This window comes from Halobellus limi, assembly GCF_004799685.1.
Classification (GTDB): Archaea; Halobacteriota; Halobacteria; order Halobacteriales; family Haloferacaceae; genus Haloquadratum; species Haloquadratum limi.
The window spans coordinates 90957-113692 of sequence record NZ_CP031312.1 but is presented as its reverse complement, the minus strand read 5'-3'; the positions used below and the strand labels follow the sequence as shown (position 1 = coordinate 113692).

The window sequence follows — 22736 nt, the reverse complement described above, 5'->3', positions numbered from 1 at the left end:
CACGATAACACTTCCACGCTACGAACCATGTCAGACACGGACATCACCCACTACGAGACGCGAAAGGCCATCTGCGAGTACGGCCGCAGTCTGCTGGAGGACGACCTGACGACCGGCACCGGCGGTAACCTCAGTGCCCGACTCGACGAGGATCACATCGCGATCAGTCCCTCGGGGATCCCCTACGAGGAGATTGATCCCGTCGACGTCCCGATCGTCGACACCGACGGGAACGTCGTCGAGGGCGACGTCGAGCCCTCGACTGAGGTCCCGATGCACCTGGCGGTCTACCGCGAGCGCCCCGACGTCGGCGGCGTGGTCCACACCCACTCGCCGTACGCGACGACGTTCGCCTCCCTCGGGGAGTCGATCCCGGCCTCCCACTACCTCATCGCGTTCACCGGTTCGGCGGTTCCGGTCGCGGAGTATCGGACGCACGCGACGGCGGAACTGGGCGAGGCGGCCGTCGACGCCCTCGGTGACGAGTACAACGCGGCGCTGCTCCGCAACCACGGCGTGTTGACCGCGGACGAGTCTCTGGGAGACGCCTACGACGTCGCGCTGATGGTCGAGTACTGCGCCCGCATCCACTACCAGGCCCGCGCCATCGGCGATCCGGAGATCCTCCCGGACGACGAGATCGACCGCCTGAGCGGGAAACTCGACAGCTACGGGCAGTGACCGGGAACTGATCCGATGAACCACGTTGCCATCGACCTCGGCGCCAGCGGCGGAACGGTGTATCTCGGTCGCGTCACGCCGACGACGTTCGACGTGCGTGAGGTCTACCGGTTCGACAACCGGCCGGTCGAGCGCGACGGGCGGTACGTCTGGGACGTCGACGCGCTCGTCGCCGAGATCGAGTCCGGACTGGCGGCCGCCGCCGGCCACGCGGACCGACTGGGGGCCGGCGCCGAACGGACCGCCCGAGTGGACACCGTCGGCATCGACACCTGGGGGCTGGATTTCGGCCTCCTGGCGGACGGCGAACTGCTTCGCGCGCCGACGTCGTACCGCGATCCCGAGGCGACGGCCACCCGCGAGGACCTGTTCGAGGCGGTCGGGAAGCGACGGCTGTTCGAGGCCACCGGCCTCACGAACTGGAACACGCCGAACACGCTGTGGCAGCTCCACACGATCGCCGAGCGGGAGCCCGAACTGCTCGACCGGGCCGATCGACTGCTGCTGATGCCGCAGTTGCTCTCGTTCCTCCTGGGTGGTCGACCGGCGGGCGAGGTGACGATCGCGTCCACGACGCAGATGGTCGACGCCGGCCGCCGCGAGTGGGCGACGGACCTCCTCGACGAACTGGGGCTGCCGACCGACCTCCTCCCGGCGCTCGCCGAACCCGGCGAACGGCTCGGCCCGGTCGACGACCGGTTCGCGCCAGACGCCGACTCCCCGCCCGAACTCCTCACGCCCGCCAGCCACGACACCGCCGCCGCCGTGGCGGGGCTCCCGCTCGCCGAGGACGCCGCGTTCCTCAACACCGGCTCCTGGTTCATCCTCGGGGTCGAGCGCGACGATCCGGTCCGGACGGACGCGGCCTTCGAGCGCGCGTTCTCGAACGAGCTCGGGGCCGACGGGACGGTCCGACTCCTGAAGAACGTCAACGGGTTCTTCCTGCTCGAAGAGTGCCGCGCGGCCTGGCGAGAGGCGGGCGAGCCGGTCGGTTACGACTGCCTCCTCTCGGCGGCCCGGGAGGCCGAGCCGCGGGTCGCACTCGTGGACCCTGACGCCGAGGCGTTCTCGATCGAGGGGTCGATGCCGGAACGGGTCCGCTCGTACTGCCGGCGGACGGACCAGCCGGTTCCGACTTCCCGGGGCGAGGTCGTCCGCTGTCTGCTGGACAGCGTGGTGACGAAGACGGCGCTCGCGTTCGACGCGTTGACCGCGGCGGTCGGCGGGTCGCCCGAGCGGATCGCGCTCGGCGGCGGCGGCGTCCGCAACGACCTGTTCTGTCGGCTCTTGGCGGACGCCACCGACCGGCCGGTGACGGCCGGGCCGGTGGAGGCGACGGCCGTCGGCAACGTCCTGACGCAGGCCGTCGCGGTCGGGACTCTCCCCGACGTCGAGGCGGGGCGTCGACTGGTCGCCGATTCCTTCGAACTCACGACGTACGAGCCCTCGGAGGCGGCCGACTGGCGGCGCGCGAAAGAACGGATGCGGAACCTCCCGAGCGGGGGGTAACCCGCCGGGCGGTTCGGGGGTCGAGGGGCGTTACCGCGACGTGTAGCCGCCGTCCATCACGACCGTCGAGCCGGTCATGTACGAGGAGGCGTCGGAGGCGAGGTAGACGACCAGCTCCTGCAGCTCCTCGGGTCGCCCGAGTCGACCCATCGGCGTGTTCTCGAGCCACGTCTCCTCCATCTCGGGGTTCTCTTCGAGCACCTCGTCGACGAGGTCGGTCCGCATGTAGCCGGGCGCGATGGCGTTGACCCGGACGCCGCGGTCGGCCCACTCGACGGCCAGCGACTTCGTGAGCATCGACACCCCGGCCTTCGTCGCGTTGTAACTGGCCTGCTTCTGCGGGACGTTGACGTCGAAGCCCGACATCGAGGAGATGTTGACGATCCGGCCCTCCCCGCGATCGAGCATCTGCTGACCGACGTGCTTGGCGCAGAGGAAGACGCCGTCGAGGTTGACCGCGAGCACGCGCCGCCAGGACTCGATCGGCGTCTCCTCGGCCGGCGAGTTCTCGACGATGCCGGCGTTGTTGACCAGCACGTCGATCGGCCCCAGTCGGTCGGTCACCGCCTCGACCATCGCCTCGACGGAGGCCTCGTCGGTGACGTCCACTTCCACGGCGATGGCCTCCGTCTCCCCGCCGAGACCGGCCGCGGTCTCGGACGCTTTCGAGTGGTTCACGTCGGCGATCGCGACGTCGGCGCCCATCTCCGCGAGCGCCGCCGCCATCTGCTTGCCGAGTCCCTGTGCGGCACCGGTAACGACGGCCACGTCTCCCTCGAGGGAGAAGCTCTCCAGTACGCTCATACTGACGTTCGTACACGCGTTCCCCCGATAATTAAATCTATGCGACCGCGGCCTCTCTCCTCCCGGACCCTCCGCGCTCGACCGGGCGGTAGCCCGCCCATTCAAGTGGCTGCTCGGAGTTGAAACGGCTATGCAAATCACGGACTACGAACTGTTCGCCGTGCCCCCGCGGTGGTTACTCCTGAAACTGGAGACCGACGAGGGCGTCGTCGGGTGGGGCGAACCGATCATCCAGGGCCGGCTCGACACCGTCCGGACGGCGGTCGGCGAACTGGTCGAGGGGTACCTCCTCGGAACCGACCCGCTCCGCACCGAGTACCAGTGGCGAAAGCTCTATCAGAGCGGCTACTTCCGCGGCGGGCCGATCCTGATGAGCGCACTGGCGGGCATCGATCACGCCCTCTGGGACATCAAGGGGAGACACTACGGCGCTCCCGTGCACGAACTGCTCGGAGGCCACGTCCGCGAGCGGATGCTCGTCTACCAGTGGCTCGGCGGCGAGAGCCCCGAGAACATCGCTAGGTCGGCCCGCGAGGACTACGAGAAGGGGTACCGGGCGTTCAAGCTCAACTTCGCCCGCGAGTTCCGGCCGATCGAGACGCCCGCCGTCGTCGACCGGGCGGTCGACCGGGTCGCGGCGGTCAGAGAGGCCGTCGGCGACGACGCCTTCCTCGGCGTCGACTTCCACGGCCGGGTCTCGAAGCCGATGGCCGCCGAACTCGTCCGCCGACTCGAACCGTACGACCTGATGTTCGTCGACCAGCCGCTCCTCCCCGAGCACAGCGACGGGTTCGCCGCGATCAGCGACCGGACGACCATCCCGATCGCCACCGGCGAGCGGTTCTACTCCCGGTACGACTTCAAGCGGCTGTTCGTCGACGACGCGGTCTCGGTCATCCAGCCCGACGTCACCCACGTCGGCGGCATCAGCGAACTCAGGAAGGTGGCCTCGCTCGCGGAGTCGTTCGACGTCGCCGTCATCCCCCACTGCCCGCTGGGACCGATCGCCTTCGCCGCCAGCCTCCAGGTCGGCTTCTGCTCGCAGAACGTCGTGATGCAGGAGCAGGACCTCGGGCTGGACGCGCCCGAGGAGAGCCAGCGCCTGGCGTTCCTCGAAGACCCGGCGACGTTCGAGTTCGCGGACGGCTACGTCGAGCGCCCGACCGGCCCGGGCCTCGGGATCGAGATCGACGAGGAGCGCGTCCGCGAGCAGGCCGAGGCCGAGGTCAACTGGTACAACCCGGTCTGGCACCACGAGGACAGCAGCGTCGCCGAGTGGTGACCGGCCCGGTCGGCGCGCCTGGTCGCAGCCGTCGCCACCCGCTGTGACCCGTACATTTTTGTAGTCGATTGCCGTGATTTCCCGTATGCGAACCGCTGTGTTAGTCGAACCGACGGAGTTCGAACTGCAGGATCGGGAACGTCCGACGCCCGGACCGGACGACGTGCTCGTCGCGATACGCGACGTCGGCATCTGTGGCTCCGATATCCACTACTACGAACACGGCCGGATCGGCGACTACGTCGTCGAAGAGCCCCTCGTCCTCGGCCACGAGAGCGCCGGCGAGGTGGTCGAAGTCGGCGAGAACGTCTCCGGACTGGAGGCGGGCGACCGCGTCGCCCTCGAACCCGGCGTGCCGTGTCGGCGATGTGGCCACTGCAAGCGGGGGGAGTACCACCTCTGCGAGTCGGTCGAGTTCATGGCGACGCCCCCGCACGACGGGGCGTTCGCCGAGTACGTCTCCTGGCCGGCGGACTTCGCGTACAGACTCCCCGAGACCGTTTCGACGGTCGAGGGAGCGCTCTGTGAACCGCTTTCGGTGGGCCTCCACGCCGCGCAGCGCGGGAACGTCGGCACCGGCGACACCGTCCTCGTGACGGGTGCCGGCCCCATCGGACTGACGGTCGCGGAGGCCGTTCGCGCGGCCGGGGCCACCGACGTCCTCATCACCGACGTCGTCCCGGAGAAACTGGCATTCGCTCGCGAACGCGGCGTCGACCGCGCGATCGACGTCAGAGAGACGGATCTCGCGACGGCCGTCGACGAGTACACCGACGGCGTCGGTGCGGACGTCGTCGTCGAGGCCTCGGGGGCAGAGCCGTCGATCCGGTCGACGCTCGAGGGGGTTCGACGCGGCGGGACCGTGGTGCTCGTCGGCCTCTCGGAGGAGGCGGAGGTGCCCTTCGACGTCCTGGAGGTGATCGACAACGAGATCGACGTCCACGGGTCGTTCCGCTACGCGAACACCTACCCGGCCGCGATCGACCTGCTGGCCGACGGCGTCGTCGACGTCGAGGGGATGGTCGACTTCCGGTCCTCGCTGGAGGACGTCGACGACGCGTTCGACCGCGCGATGGAACCGACCGTGATCAAAGGGATGATCTCGCTCGACGATGCGTGAGACGCCTCGATCCAGCGTTCCACCCGTTGGACACGGTTCGGACGACACGCGACGCGGCGGCGAGTCCGACTACGCGAACGCGCCCTCCCGGCGGGGTCGACGATGAGAGCGGCCGTCATCACCGACCGCGACGAGGTCTCGGTCGAGGAGCGCGAGCGACCCGCGGCCGGCCCCGACGAGGCGGTGGTCCGGGTCGGCGCCTGCGGCGTCTGTATGACCGACTACCACCTGTATCGGGGGACGTTCCCCGCCGAGTTCCCGCTCGTCCCCGGCCACGAGAGCGCCGGCGAGGTCGTCGAGGTCGGCGAGGGGGTCACCGGCGTCGAGGCGGGCGACCGGGTCGCCGTCTATCCCGGACGCCCCTGCGGCGACTGTCGGTTCTGCGATACGGGCCGGCAGAACCTCTGTGAGGACCTCGTCGCCATCGGCGGCGCCGGCGACGAGATCCTCGACGGGGCGTTCGCCGAGTACGTCCGCGTTCCGGCGGCCAGCCTCGAACCGATCGGCGACCTCTCCTACGAGAAGGCGACCTTCGCGGAACCGCTCGGGTGTTGCATCCGCGGGGTGGATCAGGCCGACATCGAGACCGGCGACACCGTCGTCATCGTCGGCGCGGGCCCGATCGGCCTCCTGTTGCTGCAGGCCTTCCGCGCCAGCGGCGCGGGCACGACCGTCGTCTCCGAACCGGTCGATCATCGGCGGGAGACGGCGGCCGACCTCGGCGCGGACCACGTCGTCGACCCCACCGCGACGCCCCTCCCGGAGCGGGTCGGGGATCTCGTCGATCGGGTCGACGTGGCGGTCGAGGCCGTCGGACTCCCCGACACCATCGAGACGGCGCACTCGATCACCTCCGCCGGCGGCACGACGCTCGTCTTCGGCGTGCCACCGCAGAACGAGACGATCGAGATCGACCCGTTCGACGTGTACTACCGGGAACTCGAACTGGTCGGCACGTTCGCGCTCACGCCGAACACGTTCTCCCGGGCGGTGACGTTCCTGCGGGGCGGCCGCGTCGAGGTCGACCCGCTCGTCACCGGCAGGTTCGACCTCTCCGGACTGGAGACCGCATTCGACCGGATGGCCGACAGCGAGGGGCTGAAGAAGATCGTCTCTCCCGGCCGCTGATACTGATTACTCTCGTCTCCTCCCTCCGAGCGCCGGTAACGGGGGTGGTGCTCGGTGGTACAAAGTGAGAGTAATCAGTATGCGTCGACGAACCAGTGAAAAAACGGACCACTGACAAAACTGATTTATGCCGCTCGATTCGACTTCGGGTATGTCAGTCACGCACCCGGACGTCACCACGGAGGCGGCGGTCCGCGCCTGCCAGCGACAGCTGCCGGCGTCCGTCGACGGCGGCGACGTCGTCTTCGGGTTCGACGGAATGATCGACGCCGTCCAGGAGATGGTCGACACCCGCCACGGCCCGGAGTCGTACACGCCGATCCGGACGCTGGACTCGCTCGCGGATCGCTTCCGGGACTCGGCCGACGAGAACAGTTCGCTCGCGGTCGAGTGGGTCCGAAACGGGACCCGAACGGGCGGTCACACGTCTCATCTCGCCCGATTCTTCGGCGGGATCGGCTACGATCCGGCGATGATCGGTACCTTCGGGCGACCGATCAGAGACGTCTTCGCGGAGGAGTTCGGCGCCTACGAGATGGCCTCGCTCGGCGAACCCGGCGAGACCCACGCCGTCGAGTTCGACGACGGGAAGTGTATGTTCATCGAACCGGGCAGCTACCTGCGATTCGACTGGGAGACCGTCGTCGAGACGATTCCGCTGGACGAGCTCGCGGCGCACGTCGACGGTACAGAACTCCTCGGGATCGGCTACTGGACGGTGATGCCCCGGCTCCCGTCGGTCCTCTCGGGGCTCCGCGAGGACCTCTGGCCGAGGCTCTCGGACCCCCCCGAACGAATCCTCTTCGACCCCGGCGACATCCGGCAGCTGACCGCCGAACAGGTCGAGCGCGGGATCGGGCCGCTCGAGGGACTCGCGGCGGTCGCGGACTTCACGCTGAGCGCGAACCGCGTCGAGACGCTCGCGCTGGCGGATCGGTTGACGACGGCGGAGCCGGACCGCTCGTTCGCCGAGGCCGCGGCCGTCGTGTACGACAACCTGGACGTGACGCGCTTCGTCGGCCACAACGTGGACTTCTCACTCGCGCTCTCGGAGGCCGGCACGGCCCGCGTCGACGTTCCGAAGGTGCCCGATCCGGCGCTCACGACCAGCGCGGGCGATCACTTCAACGCGGGCTTCGCGCTCGGGCTCCTCTACGGGCTCGACGACGGGGCCGCTCTGACGCTCGGGAACGCCGTCGCGAACCGGTTCGTCCGGACCGGATCGCCGCCGTCTTTCGAGGAGATCACCGCGACCGTGAACGAGTACGACGACCTGCTCTCGGACTGAGCGAAGTCGTCACGGACGGTCCGGACTCACCGTCGAGCGAAACCTCGTTCCGCTCGCGCTTCGGACGCTGCGATCGCACCCCAAACTCTTTGTCGGCGCTGCGTGTCCTTTCCGTCGAGGAAACCACGATGAGCGACTACGACCTTCTGGAGACTGCATCCGGCAACGCACTCGTCACGGCGATCGATCACGGCCTCGCTCTCGGCGCGACCGAGGGATTTCGCGATCCGGAGGCGACCCTGCGGGCCGTCCTCGACGGCGGTCCCGACGCCGTCCTCGTGGGGCCGCACTTCGCGCGTCGGTACGGCGGCGTGATCGCCGAGGCCGACGCGGACGTCGTCGTCACCGCCGATATCGTGACGAACTCCACGCGCCCCGGCTTCGACGACGGCCAGGACGTGTGGACGCCGGCGTTCGATCCCGAGCTCCTGCTGGACGTGGATCCGGCGGGCGTGAAGATCGTGCTCGTCTTCGGCCGGGACGACCGGGAGATGTTCGTCCGCAACCTCTCGTACGTCGCCGAGATGGCCGAGGCGCTCCGCGGGACCGGCGTTCCGCTCGTCGTCGAACCAGTGATGTGGGGGGGCCGGGTGCCCGCGGAACTGGAGACGCATCCGGAGTACGTCGCGCGGGCGGCGCGGATGGCCTGGGAGTACGGCGCGGACGTCTTGAAACTGCCCTACACCGGCGACGTCGAGACGTTTGAACCGATCGTCGAGCACTCGCCGGTCCCGGTGATGATCCTCGGCGGCCCGAAGTCCGGGAGCACGGCGGCGATGCTCTCGAACGTCGAGGGCGCGATCGCATCGGGTGCCCGCGGGATTATGATCGGCCGGTCGATCTGGAAGACCGAGGACCCCACGAGCGTCGTGCGCGCGCTCGACGGCATCATCCACGAAGGGAAGTCCGTCGACGACGTCTGGGACGCCTGATGCGCCCCGTCGGCGATCCCCGTTTCTAACCAGATCGTCGAGTAAACCCGACATCAACCGGTAGTATTTTTCAGATCACGGACCCGCTCGAAGGGCCTCCCTGTTCCCTTGGACGAACCGACTCGCCGTTCGCCGCCTGCTTCGACCCTGGAACAATTTAAATATATTTAATAAAAACAAATAATTATGAATATTTGAATATAATAGTGGCACAAAAACAACGAATAAAATTAAAATATCCCATATAGAAATTCGATCCAGCACTAAGATAGAAATAATTATGTAAGTTAAAATAATTATAAGTTAGAATATAGTATCGACCGTAGAACGAGATTTCGAGTAGTCGAACAAATTCCGTTAGCGGCTTTTGCGCGGCAAGAGCCCCTTATTGCGGGCCTTTTAGATTCTAGACGGCCTCGAACAGAGTTAAATTGCTTATACTTCATCTGATAATAATATAAAACTAAATTTTCGAATGTATATTATATCTGTCTGGATTCAGTGGGGGATCCCCGCGATCCGAGTTCCCGCTGACCATCCCAACTCGCCGCCACAACTCTCTCGGCCTCCCGAAGCGGTGGAGGCGTCGGCGAAAGCTCGGACTTCGTGTCGTTGCGACCGATCCAGGCGGAGCCTCCGAGCGAGTCCGGCGGTCGTCTCGAGGGGACTTAGACGGGGCCGGAGTCGGGGAACTGCCCCGCCGACTCCCGGCCGGCATTCCGACCGAGGCGACGACGTTGGGGGAGTTCAAAAAATCACTACCGGCGTTACTCTTCGATGTCTGGGCCGATCGAGGCATCGATGTCCGACCGTTCGATGAGCTGTTTTACGCCCCTTCGGAGGCGCCCACTCGCAGCGGACGTCGATATGTCTAGCCTCTCGGCGATCTCTTCGAGCGTCATTCCGCGGGGTTTGTCGAAGTACCCGTTTCGATAGGCTATCGCCAACAGTTCCTGTTGCTTTTCGGTGAGTCCGTGACCGTTGCCTCTGCTGTAGTTTGACACCTGGTGGATCTCGAAGATCTCGAACGTGAACGACCGTTCGTCCGCGAAGTTCCAGATCTTCTGGAGGGACTCGTGGTCCGGTAGCTGCCACCGCTCGATCCAACCGTCGCCGTGTCTGTACGCGTTCAGTGCGAATCCGTTCTCTTCGGTGACGATAGACCCGAGCAACAGCGTATCGGGGGTGAATTCGATGCGGTAGACGGGCTGATCTTCGTAACTCGGAACCCGCTGAGCGGTCGCGACCGTGTGATCGGCTTCGACGCTCTCTTCGAACTGCCGAGTGCTACCTCTGTTCACAATGAAGTAATGCATATTATGTGTTGGGTCCGTGCTCACCTCCTGTAGCGCCCGTATTTCGACGTGTGGCACCGATTCGATCACGTGCGCCAGCGCCATTCTGGGATGAGAAAAGTAGACTCGCGTTATAATCGACATAGTACGGCTTAGCGGGGCGTACACATCAACATTACCTCTTCGGGCGATCCAGAGGTCGCGTTAGTTACGCGATGACTGCGCAGAGAACCGCCGGCGGGCGGGAATGGAAGGGGGCATCCGAAGTCTTCACCCCAGCCGGCCCGACGGTTTCACCCTAACTAAACAGTACCGACGGTCAATCACCAAATATTATATGAACGACACGGGATGGCGTACTATGGGAGAGTTCACCATACTGAACGCCACGACTGTGGCGGATCGACGTGTGGACGTTCGGATCCGAGACGGAGTGATCAGCGACGTGACCGAAGCCGGGACCCTTTCCGGTGGTTCTGCCGAGGAGGAACGCGTCTTCGATGCCGACGGGCGGTTGGTCACCCCCTCGCTCACCGAACCGCACATTCATTTGGACTACGCCCTCGCGGCGGGGGACCCCCGTTGGAACGAGAAAGGAACCCTCTCGGAGGGGATCGACATCTGGGCCGAATACAAGCGGGAACTGACCAAGGACGACGTAAAAGAGCGGGCTCAGCGGACGATACAGTGGTTGGTCGCAAACGGCGTCACGAGGGTCAGAACCCACGCCGATGCGACCGAGAGCACCCTCTCGACGGTCGAGGCGCTCGTCGAGTTGCGTCGGGAACTCCGGGAGTTCATCGACATCGAGGTCGTCGCGTTCCCGCAGGACGGAATCTACACCGCGGACGGAAACGAGGCCGCACTCCGGGAGGCGGTCGAACTGGACGTCGACGTCGTCGGAGCGATCCCTCACGCCGAACCGACCCGGGAGACGGGGGTAGAATCGATCCGAACCGCGTTCGACGTCGCCAGGGAGAAAGACCTGAAAATCGATATGCACATCGACGAAACGGACGACCCCGGGTCCCGGTTCACGGAGGTACTCGCACACGAGGCTCGGCGACACGGCTGGGGGGAGCGAACGACGGCGAGCCACGCCGCCGCGCTCCACTCGTACCCGAATCCGTACGCGAGCAAGGTGATCTCGCTCCTCGCAGAGAGCGGCGTAAGTGTGATCACTAACCCGCCGGACAACAGCGTATTGCAGGGTCGATACGACGATTACCCGCGACGACGGGGACACACCCGTATCGATGAACTCCACGAGGCGGGAGTCACGGTCGGCCTCGGGCACGATTCCGTTATGGACCCCTGGTATCACTACGGGAAGGCCGACCCTCTCGACGCCGCGTACGTCTTGATTCACTACGCGCAGATGAGCGGGTACGACGACGTCCAGACGATCTGGGATATGCTGACGGTGGCGAACTCGAGCATCTTCGGCGCAGAAAACTACGGGCTCGAACCGGGCGACGAAGGATCACTCGTCGTGTATGACAGTTTCAGCGCGTTCGATACGTTGCGAACGCGACCTCCCCGGCGGCTGGTCTTGAAAGACGGGGTCCCGGTCGCACGGACTCAGCCGAGCGAAACGACGGTCCAGTTCGGAGCGGAGAGTACCGATATCGACTTTCACCGCCCCTGATTCGAGCCGAATCCAACCCGCAACCATCGGCGCGCGGTCCGAACTCCACACCAGATTTTATTAGAAAGAACGATACACTTCTGTCGTATGACTACTGGCCACTCAGCGGTCCGTATGAGCGATATGACGTGGGAGGAGTACGATCGAAGGATCGAACGCGTCCCCATTTTCGTCCCCGTGGGGAGTACCGAACAGCACGGTCCGGGACTGCCGATGAACGTTGATTCGATAATCCCGACCGAATTCTCGGAGCGGACGGCCGAGCGCGTAGACGGCATCGTCGCGCCGACGATACAGTACGGTGCGAAGTCCCAGCCCGGAAGCGGCGGTGGATCCGAGTTCGTCGGGACGACGAGCGTTCACGGGGGGACCCTCCGACGACAGATCCAGGACGTCATCGGTGACCTCGAACGCGATGGGGCGAGGAAAATCGTCTTCTTCAACGGGCACTACGAGAACGAGTACCCGATCCGAGAAGCCATCGACCGCCAGATCGAACGCGGCACGCAGGCGACGTTCCTCATCGCGAGCTGGTGGGATCTGCTGTCGCCGTCGCTCCGAGACGAGATATTCGAAGAGGTTCCCGGTGGGTTTCCGGGCTGGGAGAAAGAACACGCCGGGGTCATCGAGACGGCGCTGATGCGTCACTTCCGACCGGAGCTCGTGCGAGAGGACGAAATAGTGGACGACGAGGCGGAGAGGACCCCACCGCACATCGTCAAGCCGGCACCCGCGGAGACGATCCCGGACAGTGGCGTTTTCTACCGAGCCACGTATGGAACCGCCGACGTCGGTCGGCGGGTCGTCGACGACGTCATCGGCGCGCTCATCAACGCGATCGAGACGGAATTCGAGTAGTTGCCGTCGGACAGAAGTCCGTGAAACAGTCCGGGCACCGATCCACCGGGGGCCTCTGCGAAGTTCCAGCGGCAGTATCAGAGCCACTTGGAAGCATCAGCCGAGTCGTTCACTCCACTCGTTGAAATCGGCAGAACCGGCGGGCGTCGATTTGATCATATTGTTCAGACGGATCGCTGTCGCAGGCAAAATTACACTCCCCGCTTACTCCGCCGGGAATCGTGACGCACGGGGTGACTCACAAGGAGTAGCGTAGAATTTCACACCTCGGTTCGTGAGGCGCAATCGTCCTGATGGATCGAGACCCGTCCGATCTCGTTCTGCTCTGTCCTGTCCCGACCGGCTACACGGATCCTTCTCAGTCGTCCGCTGGATCTACTTGCGAAGATAGATCCGGTGAGGTTTCCTGCATCTCGTAGACGAACTCCTGCACGCGGTCTTCAGGCGGTGACGGCGTCGCGAGACTGACGACGATGAGTGCGATCGTCATACTCAATCCGCCCCAGAAACCGATCCACACTTCGAGTGGAGTTTGACCGGTCCATATGAGGTATGACAGAGTACCCAGACCGGCGATCAGCCCCGCGATGACACCGTATTTGTTCGCGCGCGCCCACCAGAACGTCGCGATGGCGACCGGAAGCAGTATGAAGTATCCCGGGAAGGTGAGATCGAGCAGGAAAGTGAAGAACTCACCGAGCGGTCGCGTCGCAAACAGGAGTGCGGCGAACGCGATGAGTCCGGACGTGATTTTCGAGTATTTCGACAACTGTTGTTCGGGCATATCGCCCTGTATGAGCACCTGATAGATGTCACGCGAGATGATGGACCCGAGCATCAGAATGATCGAGTCGGCCGTCGACATCGCGGCGGCGACTGCCGCCGCCATCATAACCCCCAGGAAGGGCCCCGGCATATCCTGAATGAACCGAAGAATGACCGTGTCAGCACTCGAACCTTCGAGCCCGGGGAATATGAGGATCCCCGCGAGCCCGATCAGGCCGGCAAAGAGCGTCAGGAGGAAGGTGTCCCCGATGCCTTCGGCAAACCCGAGCCCCCAGACACCGGATTTCCGACGAGCAGCGTAGTATCGTTCCCACATATGGGGCCACACGGGAATCGAGAGACCGAACCCCGCTGCGGTGGTATAGAGGTTAATCGGGTTCGAGGTTAGCGTAGCCACTTTTTCGGCCTGTTGAGCCGCCTGGATGTAGATGTTGCCCGGGACGGTCATAACGACGTAAGCAGCGATGACAGCCATACCCCCGAAGAGCAATATTGCCTGTAGTGCGTCGGTGTAAGCGACCCCGCGCATCCCGCCGATAGCGATATAAACGCCCATAAAGAGCCCCACGTACGCGATACCCATATTGGTAGAAACGAATCCCTCACTGAGAAGATTAAGCACGAGGCCCATCCCTTTGAACTGAACGGAGATATAAAAGAAGGAAGTGAACACGGCGACGGCGGCCACAATAACGCGAATTGTCGAACTGTCGTCGAATCGATCACACAGCAGATCCGACGGTGTCACGTAGTCCTTCTCGTCTTTCTGGCTCATCTTCCAGAACTTCTCGCCGACGATCACTATCGCCGGAAAGTCGGTCACAACGATTCCACCGAGGATGACGATTCCGGCGATACCGATACTGTACGTGAGACCGCCGCTTCCGAGGAAGGTGAGCGAACTGAGTGCAGTACCGATCCCGGTCAGAAAGACGATGAGCGTACTCAGTGACCCGTCTGCGACGAAGTAGTCACTCACGTCGGCCATCGTCAGTTTCGACCCGTAGTGGGAGAGATACAACAGAAATAGCAGGTAGAATGTCGTTACAACGAGCCCTATCGAAACCCAGAACGAAGGCATACTTAATCACCACTCTCCGGCGAGGTCTGCTGTTCCGATACCGGCGCTTCCGGAGTGAACAGTTCCGACACGGGGGGTTTACCGAGGAAATACCACGCGTACGCCGTGTTGAAAGCGGTCACGCCGAAGACGAACACCACAAACACGACGAACGCCTCCGGGAGGCCGGCAACGAATCGGCCGGTACCCCCTCCGTTCGTGTACGTGTAAACGTACCCAACGAGGAAGGCGTTGAATAAGAGCGACACTCCGATCCAAATCCTGGTGCGTATGCTTTTCGCTAACATACTCCGGGTTATACTGACTGACAAAAACTAATTAAATGCAACGGTGAGTAAAGCAAATTATTAGGATTAATTCAATTTAGAGACAGTAAGAAAATTACTTTTATTTCGGTGACAGTCCGAATTATGCTGGTGTTGGTCGATTCGAATGAGTGGCGGGGATTTCAGGACCGCGTGCTGGTCACATAGGCACTCTGATGGGGTCAGCGTAGTGATCGGGGCGGCAACGATGATACTGTGACCCTCGCCGTCAGCAGCTCATACGTCGGGCCACTCCGTGTCAAAAGCCGATACGGTCTTTCGTGCTGCGTCACTCCGTCATTCAGCCGCCCGTGACAACTCCGAGAAATCAGTGGACTGCTAGTTCAGACGCGCCGCACCGTCCCACGACGCAATCTGCTACCTGACCGTGAATTAGTATGCCGGGAAACCCCCTCAATCGTCTTGTGCGATCGATTCCCTCCGCACAGCGGTCGAACTCGTATCGATCGCCTCGAAGTGACTACTGAACAGTTTCATCATCGAATAGATCGAGACGAGGACGACGATCCCGAACGGACCGCCCGTGATAATCGCTGCGGCCTGCAGCGCGTTCACTCCCCCGGCGACCATCAGCACCGACGCGAGAAGGCCGATGATCCCGCCCCAGATGACCCGGTTGATCAGCGACGGGGACTCCTCTCCGCCCGTCGTCAGCATCCCAAGCGCCAACGTGGAGGAGTCCGCAGAGGTCACGAAGAACGTCGTGACGAGGACCAGAAACATCACCATCAGGACCTCGCCGAACGGCAGCGCATCGAACAGGGGATACCCCGCGGCGGCCTCGTCGCCCCCGTATTGACTGATCGTGCCGAGGATGTCCGCTACGCCCGTGCTCTGGAAGAAGATCGCCGATCCACCCATCGTCGCATACCAGGGGACCGTGATCCCCGTCGACGCGAACACTCCGATAATCGATACTTCACGGATCGTTCGGCCGCGGGAGATCCGGGCGATGAACAGCCCGACGAACGGTGCCCACGAGAACCACCAGGCCCAGAAGAAGATCGTCCAGTTTCCGACCCACGCTCCGGAGTCGGTCCCGGCGCTGGTGTAGAAACTCATCGCGATGAACTGGTCGATGTAATTCCCGAGGGCCTGCGTTCCGGTCAGGAGGATGTAGGACGTCGGTCCCAAAACAAACGCCGCGACGGTGAGAACCGAAAACAGCGTCATGTTGAAGTACGAAATCCGAAGTATCCCCTTCTTGATCCCCGCTGAAACCGAGAGAGTGAACGCGACCGTCAGGCCGGTTATCATGAGCACAGTTCCCGCGTCGCCCAACTGGATTCCTGTGACGTAGTCGAGTCCGACGAGGAACTGGCTTCCCACCAGTCCGAGAGTAGTCGCGACGCCGCCGATAGTGGCAAACACCGCGACGACGTCGATCAGCTTCGCCCACACGTTATCTAGGTTGTCTAAGCCGACCAACGGAGCGATGAGCGTGGAAACGCGCAGCGGGGCGTCGTACCTGTAGGCCAGGTAGGCGATCGGAATCGCGATCACCATGTACGCCGACCAGGCCGAGAGCCCCCAGTGGAAGTAACTGTACTGTATCGCGCCGACGGCCGCTTGCGAACTCCCCGCTGCCACGTCGAAGAACGGCGAGGGGGTTTGATAGTGGAAGATCGCTTCGGCCGGCCCCCAGAACACGACGCCCGCCGCGGTTCCCGCAGAGTACAGCATCACGAAGTACGTCAGGTATCCGAACTCGGGCTCGTCGTCTTCTTTCCCGAGCTTGATGCTTCCCCACGGGCCCAATATGAGAAAGAGGACAAACACCACCGCGCAGAACATGATCAGGAGATACGCCCAACTGAGTTCCGTCCACAGGAACGTGTTGATACTACTCGTCAACGTCGTCGCCGCTTCCTCCCAGAAAACGAAACCGAGCACAGCGAGGGCGGTGACTGTTATTCCGATGCCAAAGATCACCTGATCTAACTCGTCTACGAACTGTTTCAACGATGTTCGAACGGTATCATCAGTCATAATTTGTATTGAGTTCGTCGGATTGGTCTGATTGCTACCGTGTCAACGTCTGACTTGACACAGAACATCGAACAGCTTCATAACATATAAACATACCTAAATATAATTGATGTTAGTTCGACGAGAGTCCCACCCGGCCACAAATTGCTCTCGTGAAAGAACGTGGAGAGCGCGGGCGGGAAGTGCCGTCCGCTCGGATCTCCGGATACCGAGAGGCGTTCTACGTCGTGGACCTCTCTTCTCCCGATGTTCTGTTCGTATCGCTTTCGATCCGAACGCTCGACGTTACTGGTCTAGAGACCGTGCCCGCAGGGAAACCACCGGGCAGTGCGCGTTCAAAAGAACCGACTGGGCGACGCTCCCGAAGAGCACCTTCCCGGTCTTACTGCGTTGCTGTGGGCTCACGACGACGTACCGTGCGTCCTCTGCGTCGGCGTACTCGACGATTTTGTTCGCCGGATCGCCGATACGACCGACGGCGTCCACGTCGGTGCTGAGCCGGTGTTCCTCGATCAGTTCCGATGCGACCGCTGCCGCCCGGTCCTGGAGGTTCGGCAACCTCTCGTTTCCGTCTTCTGCCCCCTGAATCGCCTCCGACCGCTCCATCACGTGCAGGACGTGTACGACGTCGTCGAATCGCTGTGCGAGGGTCTCGGCTTCTTCCAGTACAGCACTGGCTTGATCTGACCGGTCGACTGCAGCCACGATAACCATACGAGGTCTATGAGGTTCATCAGTTATATAATTTTAGTGCCACGCACGCACCTCGGCGCCGGCGGACCCGTCACAAGTGATTCCCGTGAAGACCCGCGAGCGTCCGGGCGAAGAGTCCCTATTCGTAGTTTGACCAGTCGGTCTGGTTTCGTCCCCCGGAGATCGCACTGAAACTTCTCTCTCGGAGACGTTTGGAATAACAAAACAAATTCTGGGTACTGAAGCCAACCGCGTCCGTGGGAGCATTTCTATTACACAAGTAGTGGTGTAATGTCCATCAACGAGAGCGGATGCGGATATCGCCCCTGTACGTCCCTATCCCCGTCATACTGGTACAATAGCACGTGAGACAAATGTTTGGAATACACGAACGATATTGCTCCGTCGTGTAATTCTACCCTGAATCAAATACCACTTGACCGCCGATATCGTGGAGAATACACAATTATCGTTCAGAAAATTGGATCCACGTCGGCCTTTTCGAGTCACAGATAGATAATTTTAAGTATTTCTGGTTGGTACGTGTTTGCAAATGACTAACCAACGCTCCCCTCGAACGATGACGACCGTCGCGACGAGTTGGGAGATAATCCGCACGCTCGAGAAGTTACAGGGTGCCGGCGTTACGGAGTTAGCGGACCACCTGGATATGCCGAAGGGGACGGTTTACACCCACCTCGCGACGCTGAAAGAGCAAAAGTACGTGGTCAAGCGGGACGGGAAATACCACCTCGGGCTGCATTTTCTCAACCTCGGTGAGTTCGTCAAAAAGCACAACGTCCTCTTCAAGGCGGGACGATCAGAGATCGAGCGACTGGCCGAAGAAACCGACGAATACGTTCATCTGGTCACCGAAGAGCACGGCGACCTCATCTACCTGCACGAGGCTCGCGGGCAGAACGCCGTGGGGAAAAACTACTTCGAGAAAAAACTGGAAAAACCGGGGTACTTACACAGTTCAGCGTACGGAAAGGCCATACTGGCATATCTCCCCGAGGACCGTGTCGAGGAGATCATCGCGGAATCGGGACTCCCACAGCGAACTGAAAAGACCATCACCTCCAGAGACGAACTCTTCGAGGAGTTAGCGTCGATCCGCGAACAGGGGTACGCCCTGAACGACGAGGAGGAGATATTCGGTACGCGAGCGGTCGGCGCTCCGATTTTAGACAAAAACGAAACAGTGCTGGGTGCTGTGAGTCTCACCAAGCCGACCAGTCGGATGCAAGGCGACGACTTTCACGAGGCAGTTCCGAACCTCGTCACCAGCGCGGCGAACGTCATAGAAGTCAATATTCAGACGATGCGGAACGAAAATATCGAACACTGAAAGGCCGGGAACGGCCGGATTCCGTCCCCTCCAGACCGACTGTCGGTTAGCTCCCGAGGATGTCCTTCTGGAGATCGATCCCGTCTACGACGCTCGTCCGTTCGAGCAGTATCGTGTGTTCCGGCTTCCAACTCACCTGTACGTTCCCTTCCGGTACCTCGGCCAACTCCCACGACTTCAGACTGAGTTCCTTGTCGACGCCCTCCGCTTGCACTTCCAACAACACCTGCGTACTGGATCCGGGATTCCACAGGACGTCTTTCACCCGGCAGTCGAGGGTGTTCGCGTATTCTCCGGACAGGCTCATATGCTGGGGCCGAACAGAGAACGACATTTCGGATCCGAGCAGCCCGCCGACCGGAGAGTGGAGGTTATCGGGCGAGGCCTCGAACGAGCCGAGGGCGGTACCGATCGTTACGCTGCCATCGAGGTGTTCCTCCTCGAGTGTCCCAGTAAACGTGTTCGAATCTCCCACGAACGCCGAGACGAAGGCGGTGTTCGGCGAGTTGTAGATCTCCGCGACCGACCCGGACTGTTCGACCTGTCCGTCGTTCATCACGATGATCTGATCGGCGAGTCTCATCGCCTGCGTCTGGTCGTGGGTGACGTACACGAACGTGGTGTCGAACTCCCTGTGGACGCGGAGTAGTTCACGCTCCATCCGCTTTTGGAGCTTATAATCCATGTCCCCCAGCGGTTCGTCCAAGAGGAGTAGTTTCGGTTCGAGGACGAGGCTCCGTGCGAGCGCTACCCGCTGTTTTTGTCCGGCGGAGAGTTCCTCCGGCTCGCGGTCTGCGAGACCCTCCAACTGCATCATCTTCAGGAGGCGCTCCGTCCGCCGCCGTTTCTCCCGGTCGTCGATCCCCAGTTGACTCAGTCCGTACTCGACGTTCTCCGACACGGAGAGATGCGGGAAGAGCTGGAAGTCCTGGAAGACGAGACCGATGTCTCTGTTGTGGGTCGGCTGATCGGTGATCTCCACGCCGTCGAGGCTGACTGCCCCGGCAGTCACGTCGAGGTTCCCGACGAGCGAGTGAAGCGTCGTCGATTTACCGCACCCGCTCGGGCCGATGATCACGCAGAAATCACCCGCCTCGACCGTGAAGTCGATATCGTCGACGGCGAGCGTTCCGTCGGGGTATATCTTGGTGAGTCCGGACACCTCCAGCATCGGCCTGCTGGATCCGGACTCTCCCGGCTGCTCGGATCGGGTCAACGGATCGTTCGTGTCACTCATTGTTCTGCCTCTAATAGGTCTCTGACCTGCAGTTGTCCGGTAACGCTCATCTCCTCGAAGAACTTGGCCGCGTCCGGATCGAAGCCGATCTTCGTCTCGTTGTTGTCCCCGACATCGTCCGGCTTGCCGGGCTTGACGACCTGAATCTCGTTGTCGTACCCGGATACCGAGACCGAATACTCCGTCACCTCTCCGGTGTAGGTCTCCCCTTCGAGTACGACGTCGACGCTGTTTCGACACCGGGCCGCGCCCTCTCCGATGACGACGTCCTCGGGACGAACCAGCACAGCGCCCTCGACGGTCGTCGCCGGCTGATCGCCACTACTCGCGACGGAGAGTTCTCCTATCGGGGTTTCGACTCGGATTTCGTCGTCGGTCCGTCGAACGACCTCCCCTATCAGCAGATTGGAATCCCCGACGAACCGACCGACGAACGCGTTCGCCGGGTTCGTGTACACTTCCTCGGGCGTCCCGATCTGTTCTATTTCCCCGTCGTTCATCACGATCAGCCTGTCTGCGAGTTTCAGTGCCTGATCCTGGTTGTGCGTCACGTACAGGAACGTGCTCTCCAGCTCCTCGTGGAGCCTCCTCATCTCGATCTCCATCCGCTTTTGGAGTTTGTAATCCAGATCCGCCAACGGGTCGTCGAACAACGTGATATCGCAGTCGCGAACGAGCTGGCGTGCCAGTTCGACGCGCTGCTGTTGTCCCCCGCTCAGTTCGTCCGGATAACTCGATTTGGTGTGGGAGATGGCGAGGAGGTCGAGAACCTCGTCGATTCGGTCTTCGATTTGTTCCGCTGGTGGAGTGTCGGACTGTTGTCTGAGACCGAACTCGATGTTCTCCTCCACCGTCTTGTGTGGAAAGAGCGTCTCCTCGAACTCCTGAAACACGAGACCGACGTTTCTGTCGCGGGTCGGGACCGATTCGGTGTCCCGTCCTCGGAGGTGGATCTCTCCCCCGTCCGGATCGGAAATCCCGGCAATGCACTTCAATAGCGTGCTCTTTCCACATCCGCTGGGTCCGATGACTACACAGAACTCCCCGTCGGTGACCGAGAGATCGATGTGGTCTAAGACGACCTCGTCGGCGAACGTCTTTCTCAGTGAATCGATGCGTATCGCTGGATGGGCCGCCATAGGTCTCCGTTCGACACTCCAGTACAAAATTGTTCCTAATAATATACTAAAATATACTATTTTTATTTTATGTGATGTGGTGTCTTTCCACAATCTCGGTCGATCGGAGGCTAATTTATACACCTCTTCTGTGTATAAGGGAATTTGGTGAAAATATCCAACACATTTATATATTTGCGGAGAACCTTGTTAGTGAAAGCCATGCGAGAATCACTCAGCAGGCGTAACTTTGTCAAGTACGGTGGTGCCGCGGCTGCGGCGGCTGGAATGAGCGGCTGTCTCGGCGGCGGCGGGCAGGAGAGCACCGGCGACTCCAGTGGCCAAGAGAGCACTGACAGCAGCGGATCCACGCTCCAGTGGATCGGCCCCGCTTACGGGGTGAGAGACGGTCAAGGCGAAAAGTACACCGAAGTGACCGAAAACGAGATAGAACTGACCACGGCCACCGGTTCGACCGTCCAACAACAGGTCCTGAGCGGCGGTCGAGAATCGATGGACGTGTTTTCACTGGACACGTCGACCGCGTCGGCGCTCACGGTGGATAACGACGCCAGTTATCCGGTTGATACGGCCGATCTGGACAACTGGTCCGAGAGCGCCATCTCGGACCTCTTTTTGAACCCCAGCGAGCGGATTCCACAGCTAGAAGAGCAAACGGAGACCATCGATCAGGAGGTGTGGGAGGACAAATCGGACGGGTCGCTCCGGCTGCCTCCGTACGCGTACAACTTCGACGCGATCGGGTACAATCCGAAGTACGTCGACGACGTCTCGAAGTGGAGCGCGCTGTTCGACGACCAATACGAGGGCGAGGTGCTCGTCAACGGTGCCGCCCCGATCCAGATCCCGCAGACGATGATGCACCTCCTCGACAACGACCTGATCGACGGATCGGTCGGCGAGCTGAACAACCCCACGGAAGACCAACTCGACACGGTCATCGATTACCTGGTCGAACAGAAGTCCAACGGGCAGTTCCGGTCCACGTGGACCGCGTACGGGAACTCGGTCAACTTGATGGCCGGCGAGGAGGCGGTGATCGGAGACCTCTGGCAGCCGGCGGCACTCGACGTTCGTCGTTCCGGGACGCCGTGCGAGTACGCGACGATGAGCGAGGGGACGCAGGGCTATCGGTTCTGGTACGTCGGTATGGCCCCGCTCAAGCCCGGTGCGTCCGATCGAAACAACCTCGAGGCCGCCCACTCGCTGTACAACGACGTCCACCTCGGTGCGTGGTTCCCGGGCTACATTCAAAACTGGGGGTACTCGGTTCCGCACTACCCGAACAAGGAGTTAGTTCGTGACGGCTCCGACAGCAGTGGTGAGGGGATGGGTCCGGAGTACTACGACTGGGCCTACGAAGGCAAGAAAACCTACGAGTCGGTCGACAACCCCGCGCTGTTCGATCCACAGTCGTACGACTGGTCGTCCGAAGAGGGGACACCCGCATCCGACGGCCAGAAGCGGGACTGCGGTTCGATCGAAGAGCGGATCGACCGTATCGGGTTCTTCCAGATCTGGCCCGACAACGCGGAGTACATGCTGGACCGCTGGCAGGAGTTCCAGAGCGCGTGAGCGTCGCACGATCG

At 62.1% G+C, this 22736-nt stretch carries 19 protein-coding genes; 11 read left to right on the top strand and 8 right to left on the bottom strand.

Annotated features, from left to right (window positions below):
* Nucleotides 1–27: 27 nt before the first annotated feature.
* Nucleotides 28–681, top strand: coding sequence for a class II aldolase/adducin family protein (locus tag DV707_RS15130; RefSeq protein ID WP_103993205.1), 654 nt, complete (start codon nucleotides 28–30; stop codon nucleotides 679–681).
* Between the two features lie 15 nt (nucleotides 682–696).
* Nucleotides 697–2190, top strand: a complete 1494-nt coding sequence (locus DV707_RS15125) for a rhamnulokinase (RefSeq protein ID WP_103993204.1) — start codon at nucleotides 697–699, stop codon at nucleotides 2188–2190.
* 30 nt (nucleotides 2191–2220) lie between these two features.
* Here the strand turns inward: DV707_RS15125 and DV707_RS15120 are convergent, their stop codons facing one another.
* Entirely contained in the window at nucleotides 2221–2994 is a 774-nt protein-coding gene (locus DV707_RS15120) for an SDR family NAD(P)-dependent oxidoreductase (RefSeq protein ID WP_103993203.1), read from the bottom strand.
* Between the two features lie 130 nt (nucleotides 2995–3124).
* Here DV707_RS15120 and dgoD point away from each other — a divergent pair, with 130 nt between their 5' ends.
* The 5 genes from dgoD (at nucleotide 3125) to DV707_RS15095 (ending at nucleotide 8744) form a co-directional block, all read left to right on the top strand.
* Complete coding sequence (dgoD, locus tag DV707_RS15115) at nucleotides 3125–4276, top strand: galactonate dehydratase (protein ID WP_103993202.1); 1152 nt, start codon at nucleotides 3125–3127, stop codon at nucleotides 4274–4276.
* Nucleotides 4277–4361: 85 nt separating this feature from the next.
* Nucleotides 4362–5396 (top strand): NAD(P)-dependent alcohol dehydrogenase, encoded by a 1035-nt coding sequence (locus DV707_RS15110; protein ID WP_103993201.1) that lies wholly within the window; start codon nucleotides 4362–4364, stop codon nucleotides 5394–5396.
* A gap of 102 nt (nucleotides 5397–5498) precedes the next feature.
* Nucleotides 5499–6524: an alcohol dehydrogenase catalytic domain-containing protein gene (locus DV707_RS15105; protein ID WP_103993200.1), complete on the top strand. Its 1026-nt coding sequence runs from the start codon at nucleotides 5499–5501 to the stop codon at nucleotides 6522–6524.
* 151 nt (nucleotides 6525–6675) lie between these two features.
* A complete protein-coding gene (locus DV707_RS15100) occupies nucleotides 6676–7812 on the top strand; it encodes a carbohydrate kinase family protein (protein WP_103993244.1) in 1137 nt (378 codons plus the stop codon).
* A 128-nt stretch (nucleotides 7813–7940) separates the two neighbouring features.
* Complete coding sequence (locus DV707_RS15095) at nucleotides 7941–8744, top strand: class I fructose-bisphosphate aldolase (protein ID WP_103993199.1); 804 nt, start codon at nucleotides 7941–7943, stop codon at nucleotides 8742–8744.
* Nucleotides 8745–9511: 767 nt separating this feature from the next.
* On the opposite strand, the gene DV707_RS15090 is transcribed toward DV707_RS15095, so the two are convergent.
* Nucleotides 9512–10129: a helix-turn-helix domain-containing protein gene (locus DV707_RS15090; RefSeq protein ID WP_205742824.1), complete on the bottom strand. Its 618-nt coding sequence runs from the start codon at nucleotides 10127–10129 to the stop codon at nucleotides 9512–9514.
* A gap of 271 nt (nucleotides 10130–10400) precedes the next feature.
* On the opposite strand from DV707_RS15090, the gene DV707_RS15085 reads away from it, so the two are divergent.
* Nucleotides 10401–11687 carry a cytosine deaminase gene (locus DV707_RS15085; protein WP_103993197.1) on the top strand — a complete coding sequence of 429 codons (1287 nt, stop codon included), beginning with the start codon at nucleotides 10401–10403 and terminating at the stop codon, nucleotides 11685–11687.
* 114 nt (nucleotides 11688–11801) lie between these two features.
* On the top strand, nucleotides 11802–12545 hold the full coding sequence (locus DV707_RS15080) for a creatininase (protein ID WP_160113981.1): 744 nt from the start codon (nucleotides 11802–11804) through the stop codon (nucleotides 12543–12545).
* A 358-nt stretch (nucleotides 12546–12903) separates the two neighbouring features.
* Here DV707_RS15080 and DV707_RS15075 read toward each other — a convergent pair whose 3' ends face one another.
* The 4 genes from DV707_RS15075 to DV707_RS15060 form a co-directional block, all read right to left on the bottom strand.
* Nucleotides 12904–14412, bottom strand: a complete 1509-nt coding sequence (locus DV707_RS15075; protein WP_103993195.1) for a sodium:solute symporter family protein — start codon at nucleotides 14410–14412, stop codon at nucleotides 12904–12906.
* 2 nt (nucleotides 14413–14414) lie between these two features.
* A complete protein-coding gene (locus DV707_RS15070; protein ID WP_103993194.1) occupies nucleotides 14415–14699 on the bottom strand; it encodes a hypothetical protein in 285 nt (94 codons plus the stop codon).
* A 432-nt stretch (nucleotides 14700–15131) separates the two neighbouring features.
* Entirely contained in the window at nucleotides 15132–16727 is a 1596-nt protein-coding gene (locus DV707_RS15065) for a BCCT family transporter (protein WP_103993193.1), read from the bottom strand.
* A gap of 285 nt (nucleotides 16728–17012) precedes the next feature.
* Nucleotides 17013–17441, bottom strand: a complete 429-nt coding sequence (locus DV707_RS15060) for a universal stress protein (protein WP_103993192.1) — start codon at nucleotides 17439–17441, stop codon at nucleotides 17013–17015.
* A 559-nt stretch (nucleotides 17442–18000) separates the two neighbouring features.
* On the opposite strand from DV707_RS15060, the gene DV707_RS15055 reads away from it, so the two are divergent.
* On the top strand, nucleotides 18001–18771 hold the full coding sequence (locus DV707_RS15055; protein WP_394337419.1) for an IclR family transcriptional regulator: 771 nt from the start codon (nucleotides 18001–18003) through the stop codon (nucleotides 18769–18771).
* A gap of 46 nt (nucleotides 18772–18817) precedes the next feature.
* Here the strand turns inward: DV707_RS15055 and DV707_RS15050 are convergent, their stop codons facing one another.
* Both DV707_RS15050 and DV707_RS15045 read right to left on the bottom strand, forming a co-directional pair.
* Complete coding sequence (locus DV707_RS15050) at nucleotides 18818–20008, bottom strand: ABC transporter ATP-binding protein (RefSeq protein WP_103993190.1); 1191 nt, start codon at nucleotides 20006–20008, stop codon at nucleotides 18818–18820.
* Entirely contained in the window at nucleotides 20005–21147 is a 1143-nt protein-coding gene (locus tag DV707_RS15045) for an ABC transporter ATP-binding protein (protein WP_103993189.1), read from the bottom strand. Before DV707_RS15045 ends, DV707_RS15050 begins: the two co-directional genes overlap by 4 nt.
* 201 nt (nucleotides 21148–21348) lie before the next feature.
* Between DV707_RS15045 and DV707_RS15040 the strand changes: the two genes are divergently transcribed.
* Nucleotides 21349–22722, top strand: a complete 1374-nt coding sequence (locus DV707_RS15040; protein WP_103993188.1) for an extracellular solute-binding protein — start codon at nucleotides 21349–21351, stop codon at nucleotides 22720–22722.
* The last annotated feature ends 14 nt before the right edge of the window (nucleotides 22723–22736 follow it).

Bases quoted from the DNA above. Each gene is read 5' to 3' on its own strand.
- DV707_RS15055 (WP_394337419.1), top strand. From the start codon at position 18,001: ATGACGACCGTCGCGACGAGTTGGGAGATAATCCGCACGCTCGAGAAG.
- DV707_RS15120 (WP_103993203.1), bottom strand. From the start codon at position 2,994: ATGAGCGTACTGGAGAGCTTCTCCCTCGAGGGAGACGTGGCCGTCGTT.
- DV707_RS15070 (WP_103993194.1), bottom strand. From the start codon at position 14,699: ATGTTAGCGAAAAGCATACGCACCAGGATTTGGATCGGAGTGTCGCTC.
- DV707_RS15085 (WP_103993197.1), top strand. From the start codon at position 10,401: ATGGGAGAGTTCACCATACTGAACGCCACGACTGTGGCGGATCGACGT.
- DV707_RS15095 (WP_103993199.1), top strand. From the start codon at position 7,941: ATGAGCGACTACGACCTTCTGGAGACTGCATCCGGCAACGCACTCGTC.
- DV707_RS15050 (WP_103993190.1), bottom strand. From the start codon at position 20,008: ATGAGTGACACGAACGATCCGTTGACCCGATCCGAGCAGCCGGGAGAG.
- DV707_RS15060 (WP_103993192.1), bottom strand. From the start codon at position 17,441: ATGGTTATCGTGGCTGCAGTCGACCGGTCAGATCAAGCCAGTGCTGTA.
- DV707_RS15100 (WP_103993244.1), top strand. From the start codon at position 6,676: ATGTCAGTCACGCACCCGGACGTCACCACGGAGGCGGCGGTCCGCGCC.
- DV707_RS15040 (WP_103993188.1), top strand. From the start codon at position 21,349: ATGCGAGAATCACTCAGCAGGCGTAACTTTGTCAAGTACGGTGGTGCC.
- DV707_RS15045 (WP_103993189.1), bottom strand. From the start codon at position 21,147: ATGGCGGCCCATCCAGCGATACGCATCGATTCACTGAGAAAGACGTTC.
- DV707_RS15075 (WP_103993195.1), bottom strand. From the start codon at position 14,412: ATGCCTTCGTTCTGGGTTTCGATAGGGCTCGTTGTAACGACATTCTAC.
- DV707_RS15125 (WP_103993204.1), top strand. From the start codon at position 697: ATGAACCACGTTGCCATCGACCTCGGCGCCAGCGGCGGAACGGTGTAT.
- DV707_RS15110 (WP_103993201.1), top strand. From the start codon at position 4,362: ATGCGAACCGCTGTGTTAGTCGAACCGACGGAGTTCGAACTGCAGGAT.
- DV707_RS15080 (WP_160113981.1), top strand. From the start codon at position 11,802: ATGAGCGATATGACGTGGGAGGAGTACGATCGAAGGATCGAACGCGTC.
- DV707_RS15065 (WP_103993193.1), bottom strand. From the start codon at position 16,727: ATGACTGATGATACCGTTCGAACATCGTTGAAACAGTTCGTAGACGAG.
- DV707_RS15105 (WP_103993200.1), top strand. From the start codon at position 5,499: ATGAGAGCGGCCGTCATCACCGACCGCGACGAGGTCTCGGTCGAGGAG.
- dgoD (WP_103993202.1), top strand. From the start codon at position 3,125: ATGCAAATCACGGACTACGAACTGTTCGCCGTGCCCCCGCGGTGGTTA.
- DV707_RS15130 (WP_103993205.1), top strand. From the start codon at position 28: ATGTCAGACACGGACATCACCCACTACGAGACGCGAAAGGCCATCTGC.